We start from the raw sequence: 22943 nt of genomic DNA on the forward strand, positions 1-22943 counted from the left end.
CGCGGATCGGGAAAGATCGGGGAGAATGGGGCCCATGACCGATCCCGTCCTCGACGCACTCGCAGATCTGGAGCACGAGGTCGTGCCGTGTGATCCGGACCTCGCGGACACCGCCGCATTCTGCGAGGCCTACGGCTACGCACCGGACGACTCGGCCAACGCCATCCTCGTCGTCGGCAAGTCCGACGAACGGCCGATGGCCTGCTGCGTCGTGCTCGCGACGACCCGCCTCGACGTGAACGGCGCAGTCCGCAAGAGACTCGGCACCCGCAAGGCGTCGTTCGCGGCAGCGGAGGAGACGATCGAGCGGTCCGGCGGTATGCAGATCGGCGGCGTCACACCGTTCGGCCTCCCCGCGGACATTCCGGTCTGGATCGACGCCGCCGTGATGGCACGCGATCGCGTGATCGTCGGAGGCGGGACGCGGGACCGAAAGATCCTCTGTCCTCCGACGACGCTCGCGGCCCTGGCGGACGCCGAGGTCGTCGACGGCCTCGCGAAGCCCGTCGACTGACGATCAGCCTCCCACGACCGTCGTATCTCTCGTACCGTGGGCGGATGCGCATCGGATGCCCCACGGAAATCAAGACCGCAGAGCGCCGTGTCGGCCTGACCCCGACCAGCGTCCGCGAGCTCGTGACCCACGGTCACGAGGTCGTGGTGCAGAAGGGCGCCGGGGAAGGCATCGGCGCGACCGATCTCGACTACACCACCGCGGGCGCCTCGATCGAGCCGGACGTGGCCAGGGTCTGGGCGGGCACCGACATGGTCGTGAAGGTCAAGGAACCTCAGGCCGAGGAGCGGGCGATGCTGCGCGACGGGCAGACCCTGTTCACCTATCTCCATCTCGCCCCCGATCCGGCCCAGACGGCGGATCTCCTCGCTAGCGGCGGCACGGCGATCGCCTACGAGACCGTCACCGACCCCCACGGGGGACTCCCACTGCTCGCCCCGATGTCGCAGGTCGCAGGGCGGATGTCTATCCAGGCCGGCGCGTCCTCGCTCGAAGCGCCCCACGGCGGTGCCGGTCTGCTGCTCGGTGGGGTGCCCGGGGTCCCGTCGGCCCGCGTCGTGGTGATCGGGGGCGGCGTCGTCGGCGAGAACGCGATCGAGATGGCGATCGGCCTCGGCGCGCAGGTCACCGTGCTCGACCGCGATCTGGACGTCCTCGGCCGACTGTCCCGCCGGTTCGGCGCCGAGCTCGAGACCGTCTACTCGACCACCGCCGCGCTCGAACACCTCGTCGTCAACGCCGACCTCGTGATCGGCGCGGTCCTGGTGCGTGGCGCCCGGGCGCCCAAGCTGGTCACCGCCGAGATGATCCGGGCGATGCGCGACGGTTCCGTCGTCGTCGACGTGGCGATCGACCAGGGCGGGTCCATCGAGACGGCTCGCCCCACCACCCACGCGGAACCGACTTATGTCGTCGACGGGGTCGTGCACTATTGCGTCGCCAACATGCCCGGTGCGGTGCCGAAAACGTCGACCTACGCGCTCAACAACGCCACGTTGCCGTTCACGCTCGCCCTCGCCGACAAGGGCGTCGCCCGCGCGCTGCGCGACGACGAACATCTCCGCAACGGTCTCAACGTGTGCGCCGGGATGCTCACCGAGCAACACGTCGCCGAGGCCCAGAGCCTCGAATTCGTGGAGCCCAGCGACGCGATCGACCGCGCCCTCGGCTGACCCCGGTACGAGGCTTCTCTGGTCACGAAAGGCGCGAAAACGGCGCTATTGCGCGTCCGGAGTCGACACTTTCCTGACCAGAGATCGCCTGCGGAGGGGGACCTACTCGGTGATGCCGAAGCGCTGGAGGCCGTAGGCCTCGATGGCGTTGCCGCGGAGCACCTTGTAGCACTCCTCGGCGTTCATGCCGACGGCGGCGAACATCGAGTGGGCGACCTTGCGCGAGTGGGGGAACGTGCCGTCGGAGTGCGGGTAGTCGGTCTCGAACAGGATCTGTTCGATGCCCACGTCCTCGCGCTGCTTGAGGCCGACGAGGTCGTCGAAGATACAGCCGAAGATCCGCCCCTTGGCGATCTCGCTCGGCAGGGGACCGGAGCCACCGACGCCGCCCCGCCCCTCGCGGAAGACGGAATCCATGCGTTCCATCTGGAACGGCATCCATCCGACCTGACTCTCGGCGTAGGCGATCTTGATCTCGGGGAACCGCTCGAGCGTGCCGGAGAAGACCCAGTCGACGAACGAACCCTCGGCGTTCTGCGCATAGAGGGACATCGACGTGGCAAGCGGCGCGTCAGGCGAGGTCGACGGCATCGACGACGAGGAGCCGATGTGCATCGACACCGTGACGTCGGCTTCCTCGCAGGCCTGCCACAGGACGTCCCACTCGCCGCTGTACATCGTTGCGCAGCCGAGCTTGGAGGGGTTCTCCGAGAACGCGATGGCGTACGAGCCCTTCGCCGCGCACCGGCGAACCTCCTCGGCCGCGAGCGCCGGGTCCCACAGCGGGACGAGGGTGAGCGGGATCAGGCGACCCTTGCCGGCGCCGCCGCCCCAGTCATCGATGATCCAGTCGTTGTAGATCTTCAGGCACTCGAGCGCGAACTCCTTGTCCTCGCGCTCGAGGAACCCCTGCCCGCAGAAGCGGGGAAAGATGTTCGGGTAGTTGATGGCGGCCTCGACATGGTTCATGTCCATGTCGGCGAGACGAGCGGCCTGGTCGTAGGTGCCGGGCCGGAGATCCTCGTAGACGGCGGCGACGTTGCGCTGCTCCTCACGGGGCACGCCGGCCGGGCCGTGCAGGAAGCCGGTCGGCACGACGAGGTCGTCGTAGAGCCACACATCGCAGAGCTGACCGTCGGGGTCGTTGCGCTCGAAGCCGTAGTGGCCACCCTCGAACTTCAGCCGGATCTTCTCCTGGACGACACGCGGACCGCGGTCACGCTTGCTCGCCGGCAGTTGCTGCTGCCAGAGATCCTTCGGCTCCATGACGTGATCGTCGACGGAGATCATCAGCGGGAGATCTTCCTCCGCCGGGGTGACATCGCTCGCGGTGCTCATGCGCCCAATCTACCGAGACGCGAGCGATGAGGAAGAATGCGGGCATGAACGATTCGACCGCACCCATCCGCCGGGCCGGCGACCCCGACACGATCACCGTGTCCGGCCTCGTCGCCAACCAGATCACCGTCGCCCGCCGGTCCGGGCCGCTGGCGACGCTGCTCGGCGACGCCCGGCCGACGGGCGATCACGGCACCGTGCACTCGGGCGACGGCCTGTTCCTCGCCTCGATACCGCTCGACGTGCTGCGCCATGCGCTCATCTCGGACGAAGGACGCCTGGTTCTCGACGACGCGCCCACCAAGTGCTGGCTGGTCAAGGACGTGCGCCGGGTCGACGTGACCGCCGGCCGCCAACCCGACAGCCTCCCGGACGAGGAGCGGGCGAAGACGTGAGCCGCGGTCTCGTCTACGTGGCCGGTCCGCTCTTCGACGAGGGCGAACGCTGGTGGATCACCGAGGTGGACCGAGTGGTGGCGGCGGCGGGCTACGCCACCTTCCTGCCCCATCGCGACAACCCGGACAAGACAGCGGACAACGTGCGGGACATCTACGAGAACAACGTCAGCGCCATCGACCGGTGCGACCTCGTGGTCGCGAGCCTCAACGGCCTGTCCACGGACGACGGCACCGCGTGGGAGGTCGGCTACGCCGCCGCGAAGGGTGTCCGCGTCGTCGGCATCCACACCGACTGGCGCCGTCGCTTCGACGACGAGATCGTCAACCTGATGATCGAGTGCTCGCTGGAGCGCATCGTCCACTCGCTCGAGGACCTCGCCGAAGCGCTCGACGCCCGGTGAGCGCTCGAAGGTGAAGCGGGGGTCAGACCCCAGTTGAAGCGGGTCAGGCGGTGGCGCGGGTGCGGCGCAGGATGGGGTCGGCGAGGGCGAGCGTGCGGTCGGCGACGCGGAGCACGCGGCCGGCCGCCCCCGGGGTGTCGGTGTCCACGAGGTTGCCCATGACCTGGAGGGTCATGTTGGCGATCGACTGGGTGCCGACCGCGAACCGGAGCCCGGTGCGGAGAATCCACGGATGGCCGATCAGGAAACTGAAGCGCCGGCCGGTGCGCAGGAACGAATCGAAGCGTTCGCCGACCTGCTGGTCGTAGGCCGCGGCGGCGGACCCGGGGTCGGCGAGGAACAGGTCGGCGGCGAGCATCCCGGATTCGAGGCCGTAGTCGATGCCCTCACCGTTCATCGGGTTGATGAGGCCGGCTGCGTCCCCGATCGCGACCCAACCCGGGCCGTGGCGACGTTGCACGCTCATCGGGAGGCGCCATGCCCGCGGTCGCTCCAGATACTCACCGAGCTCCCACTCGTCGTTCACGAGATCGCGATACGAGTCGAGCAGGGTGTTGAGGTTCAGCTTCTTGAACCCCTTCATCGTCGAGAGCGCGCCGACGCCGATGTTCACGGTGCCGTCGCCGGCGGGGAACATCCAGCCGTAGCCCGGCACCGGCGTGCCCTTGTCGTCGCGCAGGGTCAGACACGCCTCGAGGTGGCGGTCGGCGTGGCGAGGGGTCTCGGCGTAGGTGCGGATCGCGAGACCGAACGGCTCGTCCTCCACGCGCTGGGCACCGAGCATCCGGGCGACACTGCCGGGGGCGCCGGTGGCGACGATGGTGAGCCCCGCTTCCCAGCGGTGGCCGCCGGCCTCCACTCCGATGACGCGGTCACCGTCGAGGATCGGCAGGGCCTCGGTGTTCCACTCGATCTCCGCGCCGGCCTCGATCGCCGCCTTGACGAGATGGGCGTCGAGGTGGCGACGGGGCCACACGGCGCCGTGGGCGGCGAACCGTCCGGTCGCCGGCCACGGCAGTTCCCGTCGGGTCGCGTTGGCGATCATGCGCAGCCCGTCGATGCGATGGGACCCGGCCATGTCGATGTCGAGCTCGTTGAGCGCATGGACCGCCCGGGGAGTGAGCCCGTCGCCGCACACCTTGTCGCGGCCCTGACCGGCTTTCTCGAACACCCGGACGGTGGCGCCACCCCGTGCGGCGCGGATCGCCGCGGCCGCGCCCGCCGGGCCGGCTCCGATCACGACGACGTCACGGCGCTCCATGGGCGACAGTCTCGCCGATCCCGGATGGGTTTCCCTCTACGGGAGCTGACAAACGTGGGCGAGTGCGAGCCGCAGCAGCCGGTCGTGTCCGCCGGTCATCTCGTTGCGGACCTCGGGACTGTTCGCCTCCTCCGGTGTGACCCACGTCAGGTCGAGCGCGTCCTCGGACGGCTGGGGTTCACCGGCGATCGGCACGACGTAGGCGAGGCTCACGGCGTGCTGGCGCGGGTCGTGGTAGCCGGACACGCCGGGATCCGGGAAGTATTCGGCGATCGTGAACGGCGTCGGATTCGCCGGGATCCGGGGGAGCGCCATCGGTCCGAGATCCTTCTCGAGATGGCGGAGCAGCGCCGCCCGGATCCGTTCGCCGAAGAGGATGCGACCGGTGACGAGGGCGCGGCTGACGGTGCCATCTGCCATCGCCCGCAGCAGCAGCCCGATGTGGGTCACCTCGCCGAGCGCATCGACCCGCACGGGCACGGCATCGACATAGACCATGGGGACGCGGCCCCGCACGGTCTCGAGATCCTCGTCGCTCAGCCAGGTGTTCGCGGTCTCGGTGATGTCGGTCACGCCGCCGATTCTCGCGCCCCGGCCGCCTCGATTCGGGGACTACGCGAAGAACTCCTTGGTCTCGTCGGCGCGGAAGCGGATCGAGGCGAGCGCACTCGCCACCAGCGCGATCGCGAGCAGGATGGCACACGGCCCGAGCACGTCGTCGACGCCGCCGCGTTCGAGGAACACCGAGCGGAAGGCGTCCATGGCCCAGTACTGCGGCGAGACGGGCGCGATCGTCTCGGCCCAGCCGGGGAGCTGCTCGACGGGGACCAGTGCGCCACCGAGCCCGCCGAAGACGAGAGCACCGAGATTCACGAGCGCCTGGAGCTGGTTCACGGTGCGAAACGTCGCCGCGGCGAGGATCACGATGGCCACGACACACGCGGCGAACGCGACGACCGTGAGCACCAGGGCGACCGGCGACCCACCGTTGAGCCGGAGATCGAAGAAGAGCGCACCGGACCCGAGCATCACCAGTTGGAACAGGACGTGGATGAGCACCCACGGCGCACCGAAACCCGCCAGGATCTGACGCGGCGACGCCGGCGACGCCCGCAACCGATCCCATGTCCGCCACCCGTGCTCGCGGAACAACGCGAACGCGGCCGAACCCGCGACCATGAACCCGAAGAGCACCGTCTGACCGGGGACCAGCTGCTCGGCGCCGTTCGCATCCGGGAATCCGGACGCCACGAGCGAGAGGGCGATGGTCTCCTTCATCAGCGGCATGATCGCCAGCGGCATGCCGAACATGACCACGAGGAACGCCGGGTCACGGCGCAGCACCCGCAGTTGCAGCCGGCTGACGGCGACGAATCCGGTCATCGGTCGACCTCGTCCTCCAACCCGCGCCCGGTGATCTCGAGGAACACCCGTTCGAGGTCCGGCCGTGACGCCTCGATCGCCACGATGTCGGGGGCGTGGTCGTCGAGGCGCCGGACGATGTCAGCCACGTCCGTCTGCCCGCGAAGGTGCCAGCGGCGCGGGCCGACCACCGTCGGTTCGAGGCCATCGAGGCGGGGGAGTGCCGCGAGGTCCAACCCGGTCGCCATCTCCAACTCGACACCGGCGGCGAAGTACGTCGCGACGAGCTCGGCTCTCGTGCCCCGGGCGAGGAGCGCGCCCTCGTCGATCACCACGATGTCGGCGTCGAGCGCCTCGACCTCGGGCAGGTAGTGGGTGGTGTAGACGACCGCGGCGCCATCGGCCGCGAGAGCCCGAACGGAGGCGATCAGCTGGTTGCGGGTTGCGACATCGGCGCCGACCGTCGGTTCGTCGAGGAGCAGCAGGGGAGGAGCATGGACGAGCGCGCACGCGGTGTGGAGCCGCCGCGCCTCACCGCCCGACAGGGTCGTGGCCGTGCGGTCGAGGAGGGCGGACAACCCGAGCGCCTCGCCGACCTCCTCGGCGCGCGCCCGACGCGTGGCACGGTCCAGGCCGGCGATCTCTCCGAAGAACTCGAGGTTCTCGCGCACGGTGAGCACGCGATAGATGCCGGTCTCCTGGGGCGCGATGCCGATGCGGGTGGCCGCGGCCGAGCGGTGCCGACGCACATCCACGCCGTCGACCAGGATCTCGCCGGCGTCGGGTTCGAGCAACCCGGCGATGATCGAGAGCATGGTGGTCTTCCCCGCGCCGTTGCGCCCGAGGAGGGCGACGACCGAACCGGCGTCGACCGCGAAGTCGACGCCCCGCAGGGCCACGACGTCGCCGTACCTCTTCGTGAGCCCCGTCGCCCGCAGCATGGAGTCAGACTCGCCGTGAAGCGAGGGAGGGGCAAGCGAATACGGTCCCGGCCGGGATCCGTCGTTGACCGCCGGTCGATATACAGCGTATATTCACACCGATGACCACCGCGACACGGGACACCGGACTGACCCCCGAACACGTCGTCGACGTTGCCCGCCGGCTGATCTCCGAACACGGCCTCGAGTGGTTCTCCATGCGCAAACTCGCGGCGGAGCTCGACGTCAACCCGATGACCGTCTACCTCCGTTTCGAGAACAAGGACGACCTCCTCGACGCCGTCGCCCGGCACGCGCTGAGCGACGTGCGGCTTCCCGACCTTCCCGACGGTCCCTGGGAGGAACGCGCTGCTGCGCTGTGCATCGCCCTGCGCAGCCACCTCCTCGCCGACCGCAACCTGCTCGAGCTGTTCGCCACCGCGGATCGGCTCTCGGGCGCCGTGGCCCAGGCGGTCGAACACGGACTGACCCTGATGGAGGAGCTCGGCCTCGCGGACGACGACGCCGTGCAGGGGTTCCGCACGCTTTTCTGGCACACGGTCGGTTTCACGCTCGTCGATCACCGCTTCGATTCGTTCCCGGCCGACTCTCCGGGTGGCCTGCAAGCCAGCATCGGCGCTATCGACGCCGAAACCCATCCGACCTTCGCTCGCCATCTGCCGTCGTTCACGTCCGTCGACGGCGACGCGCTCTTCGCCCACACCACCCGACTGCTCGTCGCCGGCATGCACGCCGCGGCAACGTCTCTCCAAGGAGCACCATGACCACCACCGAATCCACCGAACGGGCCGGCACGAGCGACCCCGCGGGCGCCGTCGCCCCCGGGCGGGTGTACATCGACCGCTTCGACATGTCGATCGGCCCGTGGCTGCACCTCGCCGACGAACGCCAACGACTCGCCAATCCGCGATTCGACCACATCACCGTGACCCCGCGCGGCGTCACCCTCGGCGCGGAGATCAGCGGCGTCGACCTCGCCACCGAGCTGGGCGACGAGGTGATCGACGAGATCGCCCGGGCGCTCGCCGACTACAAGGTCGTCTTCTTCCGCGATCAGCCGGTCACCTCGGCGCAGCACGTGGCGTTCGCCCGGCGTTTCGGCGCCCTGGAGATCCATCCGTTCATCACCGGCAACGAGGAACACCCCGAGCTCGTCCGTTTCGAGAAGGGGGCGGACACCGGCGGTTTCGAGAACGGCTGGCACCACGACGTGACCTGGCGGGAGGTGCCGTCGATGGGGGCGATCCTCCACGCGATCCAGGTGCCGCCGACCGGCGGCGACACGCTGTTCGCCGACATGGCCGCGGCCTACGACGGGCTCACCGACGAGTGGAAGGAGCGCATCGACGGACTGCACGCGATCCACGACTACACGCTCGCCTTCGCCCACCAGGTGCCCGAGGACCGGAAGGCCGAGATGCGCGAGAAGTACCCGCTGGTGCGCCATCCGGTCGTGCGCACCCACCCGGTCACCGGCCGCATGCTCCTCTACGTCAACGGCTACTTCACGTCACACATCGACGGCATGGACGCCGACGAGAGCCGCGAGATCATCATGCACCTCATCGCCCAGGCGGCGGTCGTCGAGTACCAGTACCGCCTGACCTGGGAGAACGACACGATCGTGTTCTGGGACAACGCGTCCGTGCAGCACTACGCCGCCAGTGACTATTACCCGGACATCCGCATCATGGAACGGGCCAGCATCGTCGGGACGCGCCCCGCCTAATGTCGCGAGGGTGACGCCGACCACCGACTGGAATCCCGTCCTCCGCGGCGAGTTCGAGAAGCCGTACTGGGCCTCCCTCATGGCGTTCGTCCGCGAGGAGCGGGCCATCTACGAGGTGTTCCCGCCCCACGACGAAGTGTTCGCCGCCCTGCACCTGACCCCCCTCGCGGCCGTCAAGGTGCTGATCCTCGGCCAGGACCCGTACCACGGCCCGGGGCAGGCCCACGGGCTCTGCTTCTCGGTGCGACACGGCGTGCGGGTGCCACCGTCTCTTCAGAACATCCACAAGGAGCTGCACGACGACCTGGGCGTCGCCATCCCGGACCACGGGAACCTCGAGGCCTGGGCCCGCCAGGGCGTCCTGTTGTTGAACACCACGCTCACGGTGCGGGCCCACGAGGCGGCGAGCCATCAGCGCCAGGGGTGGGAGGACTTCACCGACGCGGTCATCGATGTGGTCAACGCCAAGGACGAACGGGTGGTCTTCGTCCTGTGGGGCGCGGCGGCTCGCAAGAAGCGGTCGATCATCGACCGCCACCGCCACGCGGTGATCGAGTCGCCCCACCCGTCGCCGCTGTCCGCCCACAAGGGATTCTTCGGTACGAAACCGTTCAGCCGCGCGAACGCCGCCCTCGTCGACGCGGGCCGGACGCCCGTGGACTGGAGCCTTCCGCCTCGTTGAGCGAGGCCCGCAGCGCGTCGACCTCCTCCGGGGCGAGCACGTCCCACGCGCCCGGCACGAGGCCGACGAGATCGATCGGACCGATGCGCTCGCGCACGAGTCGCAGCGTCGGGAAGCCGACCGCCGCGGTCATGCGCCGGACCTGCCGGTTGCGGCCCTCGGTCAACGTGAGGCGGATCCACGAGTCCGGGACGGACTTCCGCACGCGGATCGGGACCCGGCGCTCCGGCAGGTCGGGCGGGCTCGGAAGCGGTTCGACGGTCGCCGGCCGGGTGCGCCCGTCCTTGAGGTCGACGCCCTGCTCCAGCGCCCGGCACGCCGCCGCGTCCGGCACGCCCTCGACCTGGACGAGGTAGGTGCGCGGGTGCCCGATGTCCGGGCGCATCAGCTGGGTCCGCAGGCTCTTCCCCCTGGTGAGGAGCAACAGTCCCTCGGAGTCGCGGTCCAGCCGGCCTGCGGCGTAGACGCGGGGAACGTCGATGTGGTCGGCGAGCGTCTCACGGCCCTCGCGGTCGGTGAACGCGGTCATGACACCGTGCGGTTTCCAGAACCGCAGCACGAGGTCCGGGTCGTCCACGGACGTCAGAAGTACCAGGGGAACGCGGACCAGTCCGGGGTCCGCTTCTCGAGGAACGCGTCACGGCCCTCGGTGGCCTCGTCGGTCATGTAGGCCAGCCGGGTGGCCTCGCCGGCGAACACCTGCTGGCCCACCAGCCCGTCGTCGATCAGGTTCATCGCGAACTTCGCCATGCGCTGACCGGTGGGACTCTTGGCGTTGATCTCGGCGCCCCACTCGAGCGCCGTCGCCTCCAGTTCGTCGTGGGGGATCGCGGCGTTGCACATGCCCATGGCGACTGCTTCGTCGGCGGAGTACTCGCGCCCGAGGAAGAAGATCTCCCGGGCTCGTTTCTGGCCGATCTGACGGGCGAGGTAGGCCGAGCCGAAGCCCCCGTCGAAGCTGGCGACGTCGGTGTCGGTCTGCTTGAAGATCGCGTGCTCGCTGCTCGCGAGCGTGAGGTCGGCCGTGACGTGCAGGCTGTGGCCGCCGCCGACCGCCCAACCGGGCACGACGGCGATCACGATCTTGGGCATCGTGCGGATCAGCCGCTGCACCTCGAGGATGTGGAGGCGGGCGGCCTTCGCGGGGTCGACCGTGTCGGCGGTCTCGCCCTCGGCGTACTGGTAGCCGGCCTTGCCGCGGATCCGTTGATCGCCGCCCGAGCAGAACGCCCAACCGCCGTCGCGCGGGGACGGGCCGTTGCCGGTGACGAGCACGCAGCCGACGTCGCTGGTCATCCGGGCGTGGTCGAGACACCGGTAGAGCTCGTCCACGGTGTGGGGCCGGAACGCGTTGCGCACCTCGGGCCGGTCGAAGGCGATGCGAACGGTGCCCTGGTCGACGGCCCGGTGGTACGTGATGTCGGTCAGGTCATCGAACCCGGCGATGTCGCGCCACCTGCTCGCATCGAAGATGTCCGAAACCATGCCGTACCTCCTCAGGCGGGCGCAGGTTATCCCGTCAGGCCGGGACCCTCGTGAGGCGGGCGTCGAGACGCGTCACCATCGACTCGACCAGGGCCAGACCCCGATCGTCGCCCATGTCGAGCTGTTCGACCGCGGTGAGTCCGCCCAACACGCTCAGGAGGCCGTCCTCGTAGTCGGCGAACAGCCGCTCGAGCGGATAGTCCGTCACCCCGTGTTCGACGAGGCCGGCGTGGTAGCGGGTCAGGAGGCCGGTGATGACGTCCTCGTCGACCTCGGATCCGAGCGAACCGGCGATGAAGTAGGCCACGTCGACCACCCCCGGACCGGTGCGGGTGAGCTGCCAGTCGATGAGCGCCCGCACGTCGTCACCCGCGAAGAAGATGTTGTCGAGGCGGAGGTCGCCGTGGACGAGGCACTGGGGCAGGTCGGTGTGGATGCGACGACCGCGCTCGAGGCCGTCACGACGCAAGCGGTCGAGCATCGCCCGCATGTGGGCACTCACGCGCCGGCCCGCGCCCTTGAGGAAGGCCTTGCGCATCCCGAGGTAACTCGCCTGGAAGAGCTTGGGGGCGAGACCGCCCGATTGCAGCCACGGTCCCGCCTCGGGGACCCGTTCCCCCCAGGTGCGGGCGTGCATCCGCGCCGCCACGTCGAGGACGGCACCGACGCGCTCGAGCGAGGCTCCCGACACCTGGTCACCGATCTCCGCCCCGTCCAGATCCTCGAGGATCAACACACTGGCGCGGGGCTCCGGCTTCACGAAGCGGCGCAGGACCCAGGCGAGGAAGCGCAGGAGCCAGATCGGAAGCTTCTCCGCCCGCCGGATCGCCTCCATCTGCTTCTCCCAGTCCGGATTCGGGTCGACGTCGGCGTAGTAGAGCTGGGGCACCGGCAGATCCAGTTCCGGCAGGAGCTCCTGGTACATGCGGATCTCGCGCTCGTAGACACCGAGCATCTCCGAACCTCGGCGGTTGTCGTCGATCGACGTGGGGATCTTCGCGACCATGGTCGCCGGACCGGTGCCGTGACCGTAGGTCACCGTCAATCGGGCGAGGTCGCCGGCGAACCCCTCACCGGTACCCAGCACGACGGCGGACACCGTGTCGATCTCGGCGTCCTCCCCGATCACACCGGAGGCGCGTAGGGCCCCGGTCAGCCAATCGGGAGTGATGTCGTCGAGCGACGACGGAATCGTGGCAGCCATGGCGAGACCGTAGCGCCCACCCGTTCCACGGGAAGCAACGGTGCGAGGGCGATGCCGAGCAGGTGGTACGGGAACAGGATCGCCATGAAGGCGAGGATCGCCACGTGGAAGCCGAAGGCGAGCGCGCACCACCCCCGGGCGATGCGGGCCCGGAGCAACGCCAGCGGGGCGGCGATCTCCACCACCATTGCGAGCATCGCCGCGGGCGCGAGCAGCCAGTCCCGACGGAGCAGCCATCCGGCGAACGGGGACGACACGTCCCCGAGGAGTTCCTTGCGGGCGTTGTCGAAGGCGACCTGATGACGGAGCACGTCGCCGTCGAGCCAGGCCGTGCCGCTGATGCGCAGCTTCGCGATGCCGGCGACGAGGTACGTGCCCACGGTGAGGACGGCGAGCGCGTCGATCGCCCAGCGCCGATCTCCCCGCGCCCGGACCACGACCGCCAGCACGACGAGGTGGAGGGCGGCCAGGTTCTCGGTGTGGAACAACTGACCCCACGAGTTCCGGTAGGTCGTGACGAAAAGGAACCCGAGCGCGGCCAGCGGCCCGGTCCAGCTCGAACCACGGTCGAACGCGAACGCGATCGCCGCGACCGGGGTGGCCACGATCACCGCGACCAGGACCAGCGCGGGGACGGGCGCGCCCAGGAAGGCGAGCGGCCCGACGGGATCGAACCGTCGCTCCGCGAAGTCGAGCGCGTCGAGCAGGTGCGGGGTACGCACGATCGTCCACACCGCGGCATACAGGGCGACGAGGATCCGCAACACCCGCAGGCGCGCGTCCACGGTCGCCGGGTCGTCGAGCGCCGGATCACCCCACACAGGTCGCCTCGACCTCCACGTGGAGTGGGGAGGCGTCGTCCGCGACGACCGCCACCACATCGACCGTCTCCCGCCGGACCTCGACGGCGCGACCCGCACCGAGCCGCGCCGCGATCTCCGCGCACAGGTCGTCGGCCTCACCGCGGGCCAGCGCCCGCTGCACCGTCGCGGCCGCGAGGATCACCTCGTCGGTGCCGGCGATCAGATCGGGCGACAGCCGGGCCACGTCGCCGCCCGGCAATCGCTCGACCGCCGTCGCGATCTGGTGCACCGCGCCACGGTCACCGGCGAACATCGGGTACGTCGACAGTGGGTAGGTGTCGCTCGTCGGCTCGCGCAACAACGGCGACAACACCACGACGGCCGCGATGGCCGACGCGAGGAGTCGGGTCCGAGGTCGCACGAGCGCATCGTAGGACTGGCGCTATCTTTCCGCGGTGCGTGCGGTCGCTCCCCGTGTCATGCGGGCTCTCGTGGGATGGATCCTGGTCGTCGGCCTGACCGCCATCGCGGTCCATCCGGAGCGATGCGGTCGGCCGACCGACGCCGCCGTACGGACCGCCGCCGAGCAGGCCGTGGCCTGGTTCGCGGCGAACATCGACGACGAGGGCGACTTCCTCTACCGCTGGGACCGTGGCCGCGAGACCGAGGAGGGCGGCTACAACGACACCCGCCATGCCGGCGTGTTGTGGTCGCTCTGGCAGGCCGAACGCCTCGGCGTGGACGGCGCCGGAGCGGTCGCCGAGGCCGGGTTCGCGCGGGTGGAACGGCTCCTCGTCGACACCGTCGTCGGGCCGGCGGTCGGCGTCGGTTCACGGCTGGGCTCCGGCACCGTCGGTCTGCTCGTCGCCGCGCTCGACGAACGACGTCTCGCCACCGGCCGGACCGATCTCGACGGGCTGCTGATCGATTTCGGCCACACCCTGACGGCAGTCGTCAACGAGGACGGCAGCGTCAGCGCCAACATCCATGTGGACGACGGGCCCGACGACAGCCGCTCGCCGTTCTTCACCGGCGAGGTCATGTGGGCGCTGGCCCGTCTGCACCTGACCTTCCCCGACGAGGGCTTCGACGCGCCGGCCCTGCGCATCCGTCGCTACCTCGTCCACGATCGCGACGACGTCGAGCGTCCCTGGCCGCCCGTGTCCGATCACTGGGGCGCCTACGCGTTCGAGACGATGAGTCGGTGGCCCGACCCGCCGGCGATGACCGAGGCCGACCGCACGTGGCGTCGGCGCCAGCTCGGGCTGTTCAGTCTCCAGGTGCGCTACGAGTCCCAGCGGGTGGGTGGCCTGACGACACTGACCCGCGGCGAGACCGCCCTCGCCGCCGGTGTCGGCACGCTCGGGGAGGGGCTCGGCAACCACCTCCTCCACGCCCTCGCGACCGGCGACCTCGAGTCCGATCTCGGCACGCTCGTGACCCGCGCCGACTGCGCGGCCCACCTCCTCGTGTCCCGACAGATCACGACCGACGACGCGGCGCACGAGGCCGAGCCCGAGCGCTCGGTGGGCGCCTGGTTCCGACTCGGCGACACCCAGATGGACGATCAACAGCACGCCCTCAGCGCGCTCCTCCTCGTCGAGGAAGTGCGGCGCGAGCTGCGGGCGAGAGAGGCTGCACCATGACCGTGACCCTGTTGATGCTCGCGTTCGTGGCGGCCGCGATGCCGCCGCGCGCCGCGTCCGCATCGCCGGCCACCGACCGTCGAGCCGTCGCCGTCGTGGCCGTCACCGTCACCTTCGTCGCCATCGCAGCGTTCGCCGTGCTCAGCGGACCGTTGCTCGAGCTGCTCGGTGTCACCGGCGCCACGAGTCGGATCGCGGCGGGCATCGCGGTGCTCGCCGTCGCGATCAAGGACATCGTCGTGCAACCGCCGTCGGCCGAGCCGTCGCTGCCCGGTCGCCGGGCCGGGGTGATCCCGCTGGCGTTCCCGGTGTTGTTCACGCCCGCGGTGGCGATGCTGGCCGTGGCGGGAGCCTCCGACCGAGGCGTCGTCGTCGCCACCGGGGCGGCGGTGCCCGCCCTCGTGCTCGTCACCGGCGCCATCGTGGCGGGTCCGGCTCTGGGCCGGCGGTCCTTGGTCGTGCTCGGTGGCTGCGCTGCGGCCGCCGTCGCCGCGCTGGTGACCCTCGACGGCGTGTACGCGATCTGAGTTCGGTCCGTCGTCAGGCGAACTCGGCGATGAGCGGCGCGGCTGCCGCCTCGTCGAGCAGGAGCACATCGGCGCCCGCGTCGGTGATGAAGCGGGTCGTCGGCAGGGTCGCGGTGGTGGGCTCCGCACCGCGGAGCGTCAGACCGAGGGACAGGACCGTTCGGAACCCGAGACCGTCGTCGACGCGCACGTTGGCCGCCACCCCGCGCAGAGCGGCGAGGAGCGTCGTCGGGTTGCGGGTCGCGCCGAGCTCGGCGAACACCGCGCTCAGGAACCGCTGCTGCCGTTCGACACGACCGAGATCGCTACGCGGGTCGCGGACCTCCCGGCCGTCGATCGTCTCGACATAGTTCCGTGACCGCACGTAGGCGAGAGCGCCGGCCGAATCGAGTTCGGTGGGTCCTGCGGTCGGGATCGAGAGCCCGGAGTTGGTGTCGTGGGCCGGGTGCGGGAAGTCGATCGTGACACCGCCGAGCGCGTCGACGAGGGACAGGAAACCGGCGAAGTCGACCTCCAGATAGTGGTCGATCCCGATTCCCACCTGCTCCTGCACGGTGCGCACGAGCAGCTCCGGCCCCCCGAACGCGAACGCCGCATTGATCCGGTTGTTCGAACCGTTGACCGGGACGTAGAGGTCACGAGGGATCGCCAGGAGCCGGACGTCTTCACCGTCGACGCGAAGGATCGCAATGGTGTCGGTGCGTTCGCCGTCCGCACCGAAGATCACGCCCGCGTTCTCGACGTCCTCGTCGACGCCGGCTCGGGAGTCCGTGCCCACGACGAGATAGTTGGTCGCACCCGTCGCCCCCGCGAGCACGTGATCCAGCTCGATCCGCTCGACGTCGGACCAGGATCGCCAGGCGGAGACGGCGAGGTACAGCGGGAACAGCGACACGACGACGAGGACGGCAAGCACCCATCGCCACCAGCGACGACGCGGCCGATCGGGCCGGGGTAGGGGCGGTTCGACCGTCGGCGTGGGTTCGGGCGACGGGGTCGTCGCGGGTACGTGAAACGACCGGGGATCGGTCTCGGGAGGGCACACGCCCACAGTCCACCACCGAACGCGCCCAGTTCCGCCGCGATCGAGTGCCACGTCTGTCACACCGGCGACCGGTACCCTGCAACGACGCGGTCCCGTGGGCGGGGGCCGCCCACCTGTCATGCCGTTTCCGCGCACCCACCGAATCGCTCCCCGCCTGCTCCTGGCGCTCGCCGTCGCCGCGGCCCTGCTCGCCGGCCCCGTGGCGGCGCAGGACGACGACTCGATCGGCGACATCCGGCAGAAACGCGAGGATGCCCGCGACGCGGAGGCCGAAGCCCTCGAGGCGCTCGAACTGCTCGAACTCGAGGACGAGCGCATCGCCGAGGTGCTCGCCCAGATCCAGGCCGCCGTGGACAACCAGACGGTCCAGGTGGCCGCCGCCCGCCAGCAGCTCGAGGCGGCCGAGGCCGAAGTCGAATCCCGCGAACGGGCCGCGGACGCCGCGGCGGGCGCCATCCTCCGCACCGAAGCGGAGATCCAGCAGCGAGCAGTCGACGCTTTCGTCGGAACGAACCGGGAGTTCGAGCCGTGGTTGACGTCGGAGGATCTCAACCAGACCGCGATCCGCCTGTCGCTACTCGACTTCGCAGCCGGGTCGGACCGAGACCTCCTCGACGAGCTGCGCGTCGTGCAGGTCGAGCGGGACCTCCATCTCCTCGCCGGCGAGGAGGCGCGAGCCGAGGCCGATGCGCTCCAGCACCAACTCGCGGACGAGCTGGCGGAGCTGGAGGAGCGGCGCAAGACCCAAGCCCGCATCCAGGCCGAGCTCCAGGACCGGATCGAGGAGTGGGAACGCGAGGCGGACCAACGAGCCCGCGAGGCCCAGGAGTTCACCGATCTCATCAAGGAGAAGCAGGCCGAGGAGCTGGGGTTCGCTCCCGGCGACCCCGGTGCGGCGTCGGTCGAGGGGTTCATCCTCCCGACCCAGGGTCAGGTCGGATCGCGATTCGGACCGCGCATCCACCCGATCTTCGGTTCGACCCGCGTCCACTCCGGTGTCGACATCGGCGCCCCGCAGGGTCAGGCGATCTGGGCCGCGAAGGAGGGCCGAGTCATCTTCGCCGGATGGAAGGGCGGCTACGGCAACGCCGTCATCATCCAGCACGAGGGCAACGTCGCGACCCTCTACGCGCACATGAGCGAGATCCGCACGAGCGACGGCGAGTGGGTCGATCAGGCCGAGGTGATCGGGCTGATCGGATCGACCGGATGGAGCACGGGCCCCCACCTCCACTTCGAGACCCGCGTCGACGGCGAACCGAAGGACCCGGAACTTTTCCTTCCGGGGTGATATCCGGTTAGGTTCTCACGCTGCGTCACGAAGTCGACGCACCGTGGCGAGATGGCATGTCATCGCCACGCACGGAGGGGTATGGGTATGGGCGCTGGAGACCGACGGTTCGCGCTGGACGTGTCGAGCTTCGTGCGGGAGTTCGATCGGGTGCGACGGGGCTACGACCCCGCCGCCGTGGATCATCATCTCGCCCTGATCAAGTCGCAGGTGGGGACCTATCTCGAGCGCGAGACGCACGATCCCGATGAGTCGCTGGACCTCGTGCTCCGGGCGACGAAACGGTCGGTCGACGAAGCGCTGCAGGACGCGCGGGAACGAGCCGACGCGATCCTGGCCGAGGCCCACGCCGAGGCGGCCGAGATCCGTCAGGAGGCGCGCACCGAGGCAACCCGCCTCACGGCCGACGCCGAGGAGCGCGTCCGCGCCCTCGACGGCGAAGGACGGGAGCGCTACGCGGAGATGGGCCGACTCACCGAAGCCCGGGGTCGGGAGATGCGGCGCATCGACGCGGAGCTGCGGGCCCGCACCGACTCGCTGCGGTCCGCGGCCGAGGATCTCGCCCGCATCGCCGCGTCCATCGAAGTCGCCGACACCGGCCCGGCCCCGTCGGTTCCGTCGCCCATCGCCGCGATGACCGAACGCCAGGGGGAGATCGTCCTGCCGGCCGATCCTGGGAGCGACGCCTGAGCCCGCACTAGGTTGCCCCCGTGCTCGTGTGCGTGGGAGACCTGGTGGAAGAGGTACTGGTACAGCTGCGCACCGACCCCCGACGCGGCGGGGACATCCCGGTGCGGGCGGCGAGGGTGCGCGGCGGTTCGGCCGCCAACGTGGCCGCGATCACGGCGGAGCAGGGGAGTGACGTGCGCTTCGTGGGACAGGTGGGCGACGACCACGTCGGCCGCACGCTGACGGAGGATCTGGAGCGCCGCGGGGTCGACCTCCGGGTCGCGTTCGCCGGGGGCACGGGCGTGATCATCACCATGATCGGACGCGGGGGGCGGAGCCGCATGATCGACCGCGGCGCATCGCGGCGGCTGAGCCGGCTGGACCCCGCATGTCTCGACGGCGCGGAACAGCTCTACCTCGCGGCCTCCGCCGTCACCGACGACCCCCTCGCCACCGCGGTCGACCGACTGCTCGGCGAGGCGACGGAGCGCCGGGTACCGGTGACGCTCAGTGGACCGACGCTCGCCGAGCTCGAGAGTTTCGGGACCGATCCCTTCCTGGAGCTGTGTCGCACGCTCGAGCCCGCCCATGTGATCCTCAACCGCGCCGAACACCATGCGCTCGACCTCCGGGCCCGCAGTGGCATCGACGGTGCGGCCACCACGGTCGTGACCAACGGTCGTCGACCGACGTTGGTGATCGACCGCAGCGGCACCACCTCCGTCGAGGTGCCCCCACTCGACGACGTGCTCGACCGCACCGGCGTGGGCGACGGGTTCATCGCCGGCTTCCTCCGGTCGCGCCGATCGGGCGCCGATCCAGCGTCCGCCGCCCACGCGGGTCATCGCGTGGCCGCGAGCGTGCTGCGGAACTTCGGCCCGACCGCAACGGCGCCATGAGCACCGCCCCGACTCCCCGCGAAGCCATCAGCGACGTGCTGGCCACGTACTGCCGCGGCATCGACCGGCGGGACCGTCACCTCGTCACGGCGTGCTTCCACCCCGACGCGACGGATGACCACGGCACCGGACCGCGCGGCATGGACGACTTCCTGACCTGGTGTTTCGAACTCCTGGCCGGCTACGACTCGACGTTTCACTTCCTCGGTCAGTCGACGTTCGAGTTCGAGTCGGACGACGTGGCCCGGGTCGAGACATACGGAATCGCCGCTCACCGGACGCCGGGCGGCCCCGACCACCGCAACCTGACGACGGGGTTTCGCTATCTCGACCGGTTCGAGGAGCGCGGCGACGGGTGGCGGATCGCGACGCGCCTGGCGATCACCGACTGGTCGCGCGTGGACCGCGAAGGCGATTGGTGGTCCGTCCCCGACACGCTCGCCCGGGGGAGCGCCGGACCTGACGACCCGAGTCACCGGCACTAGCTTGCGCGCATGCGCGCCGCCCTGCTGACCGAAGCCAACGCCCCGCTCGAGATCGTCGACGATCTCGAGATCGAGGAACCCCGCACCGGCGAGGTGCTGGTCGACGTGCGATTCTGCGGCATCTGTCACTCCGACGTGACGGTGCAGGAGAGCGGCCACGCCATGCCCGCAGTTCTCGGTCACGAGGCGGCCGGCGTCGTCGAGGCCGTGGGTCCCGGCGTGACCCACCTCGCCGTCGGCGATCACGTCATGCTCACCCCGTTGGCACCCTGCGGTCATTGCCCGGCCTGTGCCCGTCACGAGGCGACGGCGTGCCCCGATGCCCTCTCCTTCGCGATGAACGCCCGACCGGACGGGAGCACGCCGTTCTCCCGCGCCGGCGCGCCGGTCTACCGGGGCCTGGGCGTGGGTGGCTGGGCGGAGAAGACCGTCGTGTCCGCCACCGGCGCCGTGAAGCTCGCCGAGGACATCCCCCTGGAGATCGCGTGCGTGATCGGCTGCGCGATGCAGACGGGCGTCGGCGCGGTGTTCAACAGTGCCGACGTGCAGCGGGGCTCGAGCGTCCTGGTGATGGGTCTGGGCGGCATCGGCCAGGCGATCGTCCAGGGGGCCGTCGTGGCCGGCGCGACCGAGATCATCGTGTCGGACCCGGTCGAGGCGCGCCGTGAGGTCGCGTCGTCGTTCGGGGCAACGGTGCTGGTGGACCCGACGAGCGACGACCTGAACGCTGCGGTCGCGGACGCCACCGGGGGCATGGGTGTCGACTACGCGTTCGACGCAGCCGGCCGCGTCGCCCTGGTCGAACAGGGCATCGAGAACACCCGCGTCGGCGGCACCACGGTCATGGTCGGTGCCTCACCGTTCGAGGAGAACGTGACGATCAACGCGGCCGTCCTCTTCATGACCATGCAGAAGCGCCTCATCGGCAGCCTGCTCGGTCACTGCTGGCCGGACCGCGACATCCCGCTGCTTCTCGATCTGTGGCGCAACGGCCGGCTCGACCTCGAGGGCATGGTGAGCCACCGCCTCGGCCTGAGCGACGTCAACGAGGGCATCGCCCGTCTCCACGCGGCCGACGGGATCCGAACGGTCCTCGACCTCAGCGCCTGAGCGCATCCATGAGCGCGGCGACGACGTCGCCGATCGGCGGGGCGGGCGTGACGCCGAGCGGTTCGAGCGTGAACGAGACGGGCGTCCCGTCGAGACCGGGCGCGCCCACCATCACGGCGAGCTGGCCGACCGCGGGTGCCTGACCGACCACGATCTCGAGCAGGCCGACATGGGGATCGACGAACACGACCTCGCCAACGCCGTGGCCCGCCTCGGCGAGGCGCGCCAGGAGATCATCGGCCGGGTCATCGACGACGAAGACCCGGTCGGCGTCCTCGAGATCCGTCGGGATGGGGGCAGGGGTCGCGGTCGCGCGCGCAGGCTCGGCCGGGGGAGCGGCGGCCGGGGGATCGAGGAGGAGGGCGAGCGCCTCATTGAGTTCGGCCGCGGCCCCGTCGCTGCCCCCGGCGTCGGGGTGGGCGCGACGAATGCGGGAGCGATGGGCCGCGCGCAGGACGACCTCGTCCGCGGCTGCCGTCACGCCCAACAAGGCGCGGGCTCGTCCGATGTCCACCGGGCCAGTGTGGCCCAGCAAGGGGTCGGGGTCAGCCTCGGCTCTTGGCTCGACGGGCCAGCGCGGTGTCGAGGGCGGCGTCGGCGCGAGCGGCCGCAGCCGGAAGGCCGCCGCTGCGCCGGCGGACGCTGTACGCCACGTCGATGTCCAGACCGCATTCCCGCAGGTCACGATGGAGCTCGCGAGCTCGGCGGGACAACGTCAGGGCACCGTCGATCGGCACGGTGACGACACCGAGGCGACCGGGGGCGATCAACTCGGCGCGATCCGTCCAGCCGAGGTGTCGGTCGATGATCGCAAGCACGGCTGCCTCGGTCACGGCTCGCGTGTCCTCGTCGGCGTGGCGAAGGAGTTCGCCGCCGTAGTGGATCACGAGCACGCCCGCGCCGAAGCCCTGCTTCGCGACATGGCGCTCCTCGGCGTCGAGGAGCTCTGCCCACCCGCCGCTCGCGACGGGAGTGGTCTGCGCTGATCGTCCGATCGAAAGCATCTGCAATCTCCCTACGTGTGTCTCCGTCCCTCCCATCGACCGTCTGGTTCCCGGCGATCAGGGCTGTCGACCCTTCGTTACGGAACCGTCACCGGAGTTCGACGGCGGGTAGCCAAAGTCACCACCCTCCGTGGGTTTGCGCGATCGCAGGGCATGCCTGACCTAGTGTCGCCCGTCGTGCCGGAGACCATTCGTTTCGTCGGAAGTGGGGGCCACGAGCTCGCCGCAGTGGTTCGCCGCCCCGAGGGGGCTGCGCGGGGCAGCGTCCTGATGGCGCACTGCTTCACCTGTTCGAAGGACCTCCACACGATGACCCGGCTCGCTGACGCCCTCGCGGCCGCAGGTTGGGTGAGCTTCGCCTTCGACTTCACCGGCCTCGGCGAGAGCGGAGGAGACTTCGCAGGCACGACCGTGAGCACCAATGTCGGTGACCTCCGCCGGGCGGCGCTCACCATGCTCGCGCAGCGAATCGGTCCGTGTCTGCTGCTCGGCCACAGCCTCGGCGGCGCCGCCGCCGTGCTCGCAGCCGCGTCCCTCAAGACGGTCGACCGGGTGATCTGCGTCGCCTCGCCGTCCGATGTCGGGCACATACGCGCCCTGCTCCCGTCCGACGCCGACGAGCGTGACGACCGTTTCACCATCACGGTTGGCGGCCGACCGTTCGCCCTCGATCCGGGCTTCCTCGACGACCTGGACGATCACTCGGTGCTGGACGCCGCGGCCGGCCTCGGGCGGCCCATGCTCGTGGTCGAGGCCGGAGCCGACGCCATCGTCGACCGGAGCCAGACCCGGGCGCTCGCCGCCGCCGGCGGAGCCGACATCGCGGTCGTCGAGGGTGCCGACCATCTTTTCTCCGGAATCGACCACGCGCGCCAACTCGCGGACATCGTCGTCGAGTGGGCGTCGCGGGACACGAGTCGGTAGCGTGTCCCGGTCTTTGACGCGGTTGTTCACACCCGGATGACCGCACCACGAGG

Annotated in this window: 28 protein-coding genes; 15 read left to right on the forward strand and 13 right to left on the reverse strand. The window is 70.3% G+C overall.

Translation table 11 applies throughout. The features are described 5' to 3' along the window. Positions 1-34 precede the first annotated feature (34 nt). Both R8F63_06820 and ald read left to right on the forward strand, forming a co-directional pair. On the forward strand, positions 35-514 hold the full coding sequence (locus tag R8F63_06820) for a YbaK/EbsC family protein (protein ID MDW3218309.1): 480 nt from the start codon (positions 35-37) through the stop codon (positions 512-514). 44 nt (positions 515-558) lie between these two features. Further along, complete coding sequence (gene ald / locus R8F63_06825) at positions 559-1686, forward strand: alanine dehydrogenase (GenBank protein MDW3218310.1); 1128 nt, start codon at positions 559-561, stop codon at positions 1684-1686. A gap of 102 nt (positions 1687-1788) precedes the next feature. Here the strand turns inward: ald and R8F63_06830 are convergent, their stop codons facing one another. Next, on the reverse strand, positions 1789-3024 hold the full coding sequence (locus tag R8F63_06830) for an amidohydrolase family protein (protein ID MDW3218311.1): 1236 nt from the start codon (positions 3022-3024) through the stop codon (positions 1789-1791). 44 nt (positions 3025-3068) lie between these two features. On the opposite strand from R8F63_06830, the gene R8F63_06835 reads away from it, so the two are divergent. Both R8F63_06835 and R8F63_06840 read left to right on the forward strand, forming a co-directional pair. Beyond that, on the forward strand, positions 3069-3419 hold the full coding sequence (locus R8F63_06835; GenBank protein MDW3218312.1) for a hypothetical protein: 351 nt from the start codon (positions 3069-3071) through the stop codon (positions 3417-3419). Beyond that, entirely contained in the window at positions 3416-3823 is a 408-nt protein-coding gene (locus R8F63_06840; GenBank protein MDW3218313.1) for a nucleoside 2-deoxyribosyltransferase, read from the forward strand. The genes R8F63_06835 and R8F63_06840 overlap by 4 nt, the downstream gene beginning before the upstream one ends. A gap of 43 nt (positions 3824-3866) precedes the next feature. On the opposite strand, the gene R8F63_06845 is transcribed toward R8F63_06840, so the two are convergent. From R8F63_06845 to R8F63_06860, 4 genes are read right to left on the reverse strand one after another with little or no spacing between them, the layout of a single operon-like run. Then, on the reverse strand, positions 3867-5084 hold the full coding sequence (locus tag R8F63_06845) for a geranylgeranyl reductase family protein (GenBank protein ID MDW3218314.1): 1218 nt from the start codon (positions 5082-5084) through the stop codon (positions 3867-3869). 36 nt (positions 5085-5120) lie between these two features. Beyond that, the gene (locus R8F63_06850) at positions 5121-5657 is read right to left on the reverse strand and encodes an NUDIX hydrolase family protein (protein MDW3218315.1); all 537 of its coding nucleotides are present in this window, start codon (positions 5655-5657) and stop codon (positions 5121-5123) included. A gap of 39 nt (positions 5658-5696) precedes the next feature. Next, complete coding sequence (locus tag R8F63_06855; protein MDW3218316.1) at positions 5697-6467, reverse strand: ABC transporter permease; 771 nt, start codon at positions 6465-6467, stop codon at positions 5697-5699. Further along, positions 6464-7387 (reverse strand): ABC transporter ATP-binding protein, encoded by a 924-nt coding sequence (locus R8F63_06860; protein MDW3218317.1) that lies wholly within the window; start codon positions 7385-7387, stop codon positions 6464-6466. Before R8F63_06860 ends, R8F63_06855 begins: the two co-directional genes overlap by 4 nt. Before the next feature lie 101 nt (positions 7388-7488). Between R8F63_06860 and R8F63_06865 the strand changes: the two genes are divergently transcribed. Genes R8F63_06865 through ung form a run of 3 tightly spaced genes read left to right on the forward strand, consistent with a single transcriptional unit; the run spans position 7489 to position 9798 of the window. Continuing rightward, positions 7489-8151 carry a TetR/AcrR family transcriptional regulator gene (locus R8F63_06865; GenBank protein MDW3218318.1) on the forward strand — a complete coding sequence of 221 codons (663 nt, stop codon included), beginning with the start codon at positions 7489-7491 and terminating at the stop codon, positions 8149-8151. After that, positions 8148-9116, forward strand: coding sequence for a TauD/TfdA family dioxygenase (locus R8F63_06870; protein MDW3218319.1), 969 nt, complete (start codon positions 8148-8150; stop codon positions 9114-9116). The genes R8F63_06865 and R8F63_06870 overlap by 4 nt, the downstream gene beginning before the upstream one ends. 10 nt (positions 9117-9126) lie before the next feature. Next, the gene (gene ung, locus R8F63_06875; protein ID MDW3218320.1) at positions 9127-9798 is read left to right on the forward strand and encodes a uracil-DNA glycosylase; all 672 of its coding nucleotides are present in this window, start codon (positions 9127-9129) and stop codon (positions 9796-9798) included. On the opposite strand, the gene R8F63_06880 is transcribed toward ung, so the two are convergent. Genes R8F63_06880 through R8F63_06900 form a run of 5 tightly spaced genes read right to left on the reverse strand, consistent with a single transcriptional unit; the run spans position 9728 to position 13711 of the window. Beyond that, on the reverse strand, positions 9728-10375 hold the full coding sequence (locus R8F63_06880) for a pseudouridine synthase (protein MDW3218321.1): 648 nt from the start codon (positions 10373-10375) through the stop codon (positions 9728-9730). The two genes, ung and R8F63_06880, sit on opposite strands and share 71 nt — an antisense overlap. 5 nt (positions 10376-10380) lie before the next feature. Further along, positions 10381-11283 (reverse strand): 1,4-dihydroxy-2-naphthoyl-CoA synthase, encoded by a 903-nt coding sequence (locus R8F63_06885; GenBank protein ID MDW3218322.1) that lies wholly within the window; start codon positions 11281-11283, stop codon positions 10381-10383. A 34-nt stretch (positions 11284-11317) separates the two neighbouring features. Then, positions 11318-12487: a phosphotransferase gene (locus R8F63_06890; GenBank protein MDW3218323.1), complete on the reverse strand. Its 1170-nt coding sequence runs from the start codon at positions 12485-12487 to the stop codon at positions 11318-11320. Further along, positions 12436-13308, reverse strand: coding sequence for a hypothetical protein (locus tag R8F63_06895; protein MDW3218324.1), 873 nt, complete (start codon positions 13306-13308; stop codon positions 12436-12438). The genes R8F63_06890 and R8F63_06895 overlap by 52 nt, the downstream gene beginning before the upstream one ends. Continuing rightward, entirely contained in the window at positions 13298-13711 is a 414-nt protein-coding gene (locus tag R8F63_06900) for a hypothetical protein (GenBank protein MDW3218325.1), read from the reverse strand. The genes R8F63_06895 and R8F63_06900 overlap by 11 nt, the downstream gene beginning before the upstream one ends. A 34-nt stretch (positions 13712-13745) precedes the next feature. Here R8F63_06900 and R8F63_06905 point away from each other — a divergent pair, with 34 nt between their 5' ends. Beyond that, complete coding sequence (locus R8F63_06905; GenBank protein MDW3218326.1) at positions 13746-14936, forward strand: hypothetical protein; 1191 nt, start codon at positions 13746-13748, stop codon at positions 14934-14936. Next, positions 14933-15463, forward strand: a complete 531-nt coding sequence (locus tag R8F63_06910) for a hypothetical protein (GenBank protein MDW3218327.1) — start codon at positions 14933-14935, stop codon at positions 15461-15463. Before R8F63_06905 ends, R8F63_06910 begins: the two co-directional genes overlap by 4 nt. Positions 15464-15476: 13 nt before the next feature. On the opposite strand, the gene R8F63_06915 is transcribed toward R8F63_06910, so the two are convergent. Then, positions 15477-16379 carry an LCP family protein gene (locus R8F63_06915; protein ID MDW3218328.1) on the reverse strand — a complete coding sequence of 301 codons (903 nt, stop codon included), beginning with the start codon at positions 16377-16379 and terminating at the stop codon, positions 15477-15479. 247 nt (positions 16380-16626) lie between these two features. Here R8F63_06915 and R8F63_06920 point away from each other — a divergent pair, with 247 nt between their 5' ends. The 5 genes from R8F63_06920 (at position 16627) to R8F63_06940 (ending at position 20962) form a co-directional block, all read left to right on the forward strand. Further along, entirely contained in the window at positions 16627-17799 is a 1173-nt protein-coding gene (locus R8F63_06920) for a peptidoglycan DD-metalloendopeptidase family protein (protein MDW3218329.1), read from the forward strand. An 87-nt stretch (positions 17800-17886) separates the two neighbouring features. After that, positions 17887-18489, forward strand: coding sequence for a DivIVA domain-containing protein (locus R8F63_06925; protein ID MDW3218330.1), 603 nt, complete (start codon positions 17887-17889; stop codon positions 18487-18489). Between the two features lie 20 nt (positions 18490-18509). Then, positions 18510-19367: a carbohydrate kinase family protein gene (locus R8F63_06930; protein ID MDW3218331.1), complete on the forward strand. Its 858-nt coding sequence runs from the start codon at positions 18510-18512 to the stop codon at positions 19365-19367. Continuing rightward, positions 19364-19852 carry a nuclear transport factor 2 family protein gene (locus tag R8F63_06935; protein ID MDW3218332.1) on the forward strand — a complete coding sequence of 163 codons (489 nt, stop codon included), beginning with the start codon at positions 19364-19366 and terminating at the stop codon, positions 19850-19852. The genes R8F63_06930 and R8F63_06935 overlap by 4 nt, the downstream gene beginning before the upstream one ends. Before the next feature lie 9 nt (positions 19853-19861). After that, on the forward strand, positions 19862-20962 hold the full coding sequence (locus tag R8F63_06940; GenBank protein MDW3218333.1) for a Zn-dependent alcohol dehydrogenase: 1101 nt from the start codon (positions 19862-19864) through the stop codon (positions 20960-20962). On the opposite strand, the gene R8F63_06945 is transcribed toward R8F63_06940, so the two are convergent. Next, positions 20952-21476 carry a hypothetical protein gene (locus R8F63_06945; GenBank protein ID MDW3218334.1) on the reverse strand — a complete coding sequence of 175 codons (525 nt, stop codon included), beginning with the start codon at positions 21474-21476 and terminating at the stop codon, positions 20952-20954. The two genes, R8F63_06940 and R8F63_06945, sit on opposite strands and share 11 nt — an antisense overlap. 31 nt (positions 21477-21507) lie before the next feature. Continuing rightward, entirely contained in the window at positions 21508-21966 is a 459-nt protein-coding gene (locus R8F63_06950) for a hypothetical protein (protein MDW3218335.1), read from the reverse strand. A gap of 177 nt (positions 21967-22143) precedes the next feature. On the opposite strand from R8F63_06950, the gene R8F63_06955 reads away from it, so the two are divergent. Beyond that, positions 22144-22890, forward strand: a complete 747-nt coding sequence (locus R8F63_06955; GenBank protein MDW3218336.1) for an alpha/beta hydrolase — start codon at positions 22144-22146, stop codon at positions 22888-22890. Positions 22891-22943 lie beyond the last annotated feature (53 nt).

The sequence above is a fragment of the Acidimicrobiales bacterium genome, from assembly GCA_033344915.1.
Taxonomy (GTDB): Bacteria; Actinomycetota; Acidimicrobiia; order Acidimicrobiales; family Aldehydirespiratoraceae; genus JAJRXC01.

Bases quoted from the DNA above. Each gene is read 5' to 3' on its own strand.
- R8F63_06910 (MDW3218327.1), top strand. From the start codon at position 14,933: ATGACCGTGACCCTGTTGATGCTCGCGTTCGTGGCGGCCGCGATGCCG.
- R8F63_06835 (MDW3218312.1), top strand. From the start codon at position 3,069: ATGAACGATTCGACCGCACCCATCCGCCGGGCCGGCGACCCCGACACG.
- R8F63_06950 (MDW3218335.1), bottom strand. From the start codon at position 21,966: ATGCTTTCGATCGGACGATCAGCGCAGACCACTCCCGTCGCGAGCGGC.
- R8F63_06820 (MDW3218309.1), top strand. From the start codon at position 35: ATGACCGATCCCGTCCTCGACGCACTCGCAGATCTGGAGCACGAGGTC.
- R8F63_06935 (MDW3218332.1), top strand. From the start codon at position 19,364: ATGAGCACCGCCCCGACTCCCCGCGAAGCCATCAGCGACGTGCTGGCC.
- R8F63_06860 (MDW3218317.1), bottom strand. From the start codon at position 7,387: ATGCTGCGGGCGACGGGGCTCACGAAGAGGTACGGCGACGTCGTGGCC.
- R8F63_06925 (MDW3218330.1), top strand. From the start codon at position 17,887: ATGGGCGCTGGAGACCGACGGTTCGCGCTGGACGTGTCGAGCTTCGTG.
- R8F63_06865 (MDW3218318.1), top strand. From the start codon at position 7,489: ATGACCACCGCGACACGGGACACCGGACTGACCCCCGAACACGTCGTC.
- R8F63_06940 (MDW3218333.1), top strand. From the start codon at position 19,862: ATGCGCGCCGCCCTGCTGACCGAAGCCAACGCCCCGCTCGAGATCGTC.
- R8F63_06885 (MDW3218322.1), bottom strand. From the start codon at position 11,283: ATGGTTTCGGACATCTTCGATGCGAGCAGGTGGCGCGACATCGCCGGG.
- R8F63_06830 (MDW3218311.1), bottom strand. From the start codon at position 3,024: ATGAGCACCGCGAGCGATGTCACCCCGGCGGAGGAAGATCTCCCGCTG.
- R8F63_06890 (MDW3218323.1), bottom strand. From the start codon at position 12,487: ATGGCTGCCACGATTCCGTCGTCGCTCGACGACATCACTCCCGATTGG.
- R8F63_06845 (MDW3218314.1), bottom strand. From the start codon at position 5,084: ATGGAGCGCCGTGACGTCGTCGTGATCGGAGCCGGCCCGGCGGGCGCG.
- R8F63_06870 (MDW3218319.1), top strand. From the start codon at position 8,148: ATGACCACCACCGAATCCACCGAACGGGCCGGCACGAGCGACCCCGCG.
- ald (MDW3218310.1), top strand. From the start codon at position 559: ATGCGCATCGGATGCCCCACGGAAATCAAGACCGCAGAGCGCCGTGTC.
- R8F63_06855 (MDW3218316.1), bottom strand. From the start codon at position 6,467: ATGACCGGATTCGTCGCCGTCAGCCGGCTGCAACTGCGGGTGCTGCGC.
- R8F63_06920 (MDW3218329.1), top strand. From the start codon at position 16,627: ATGCCGTTTCCGCGCACCCACCGAATCGCTCCCCGCCTGCTCCTGGCG.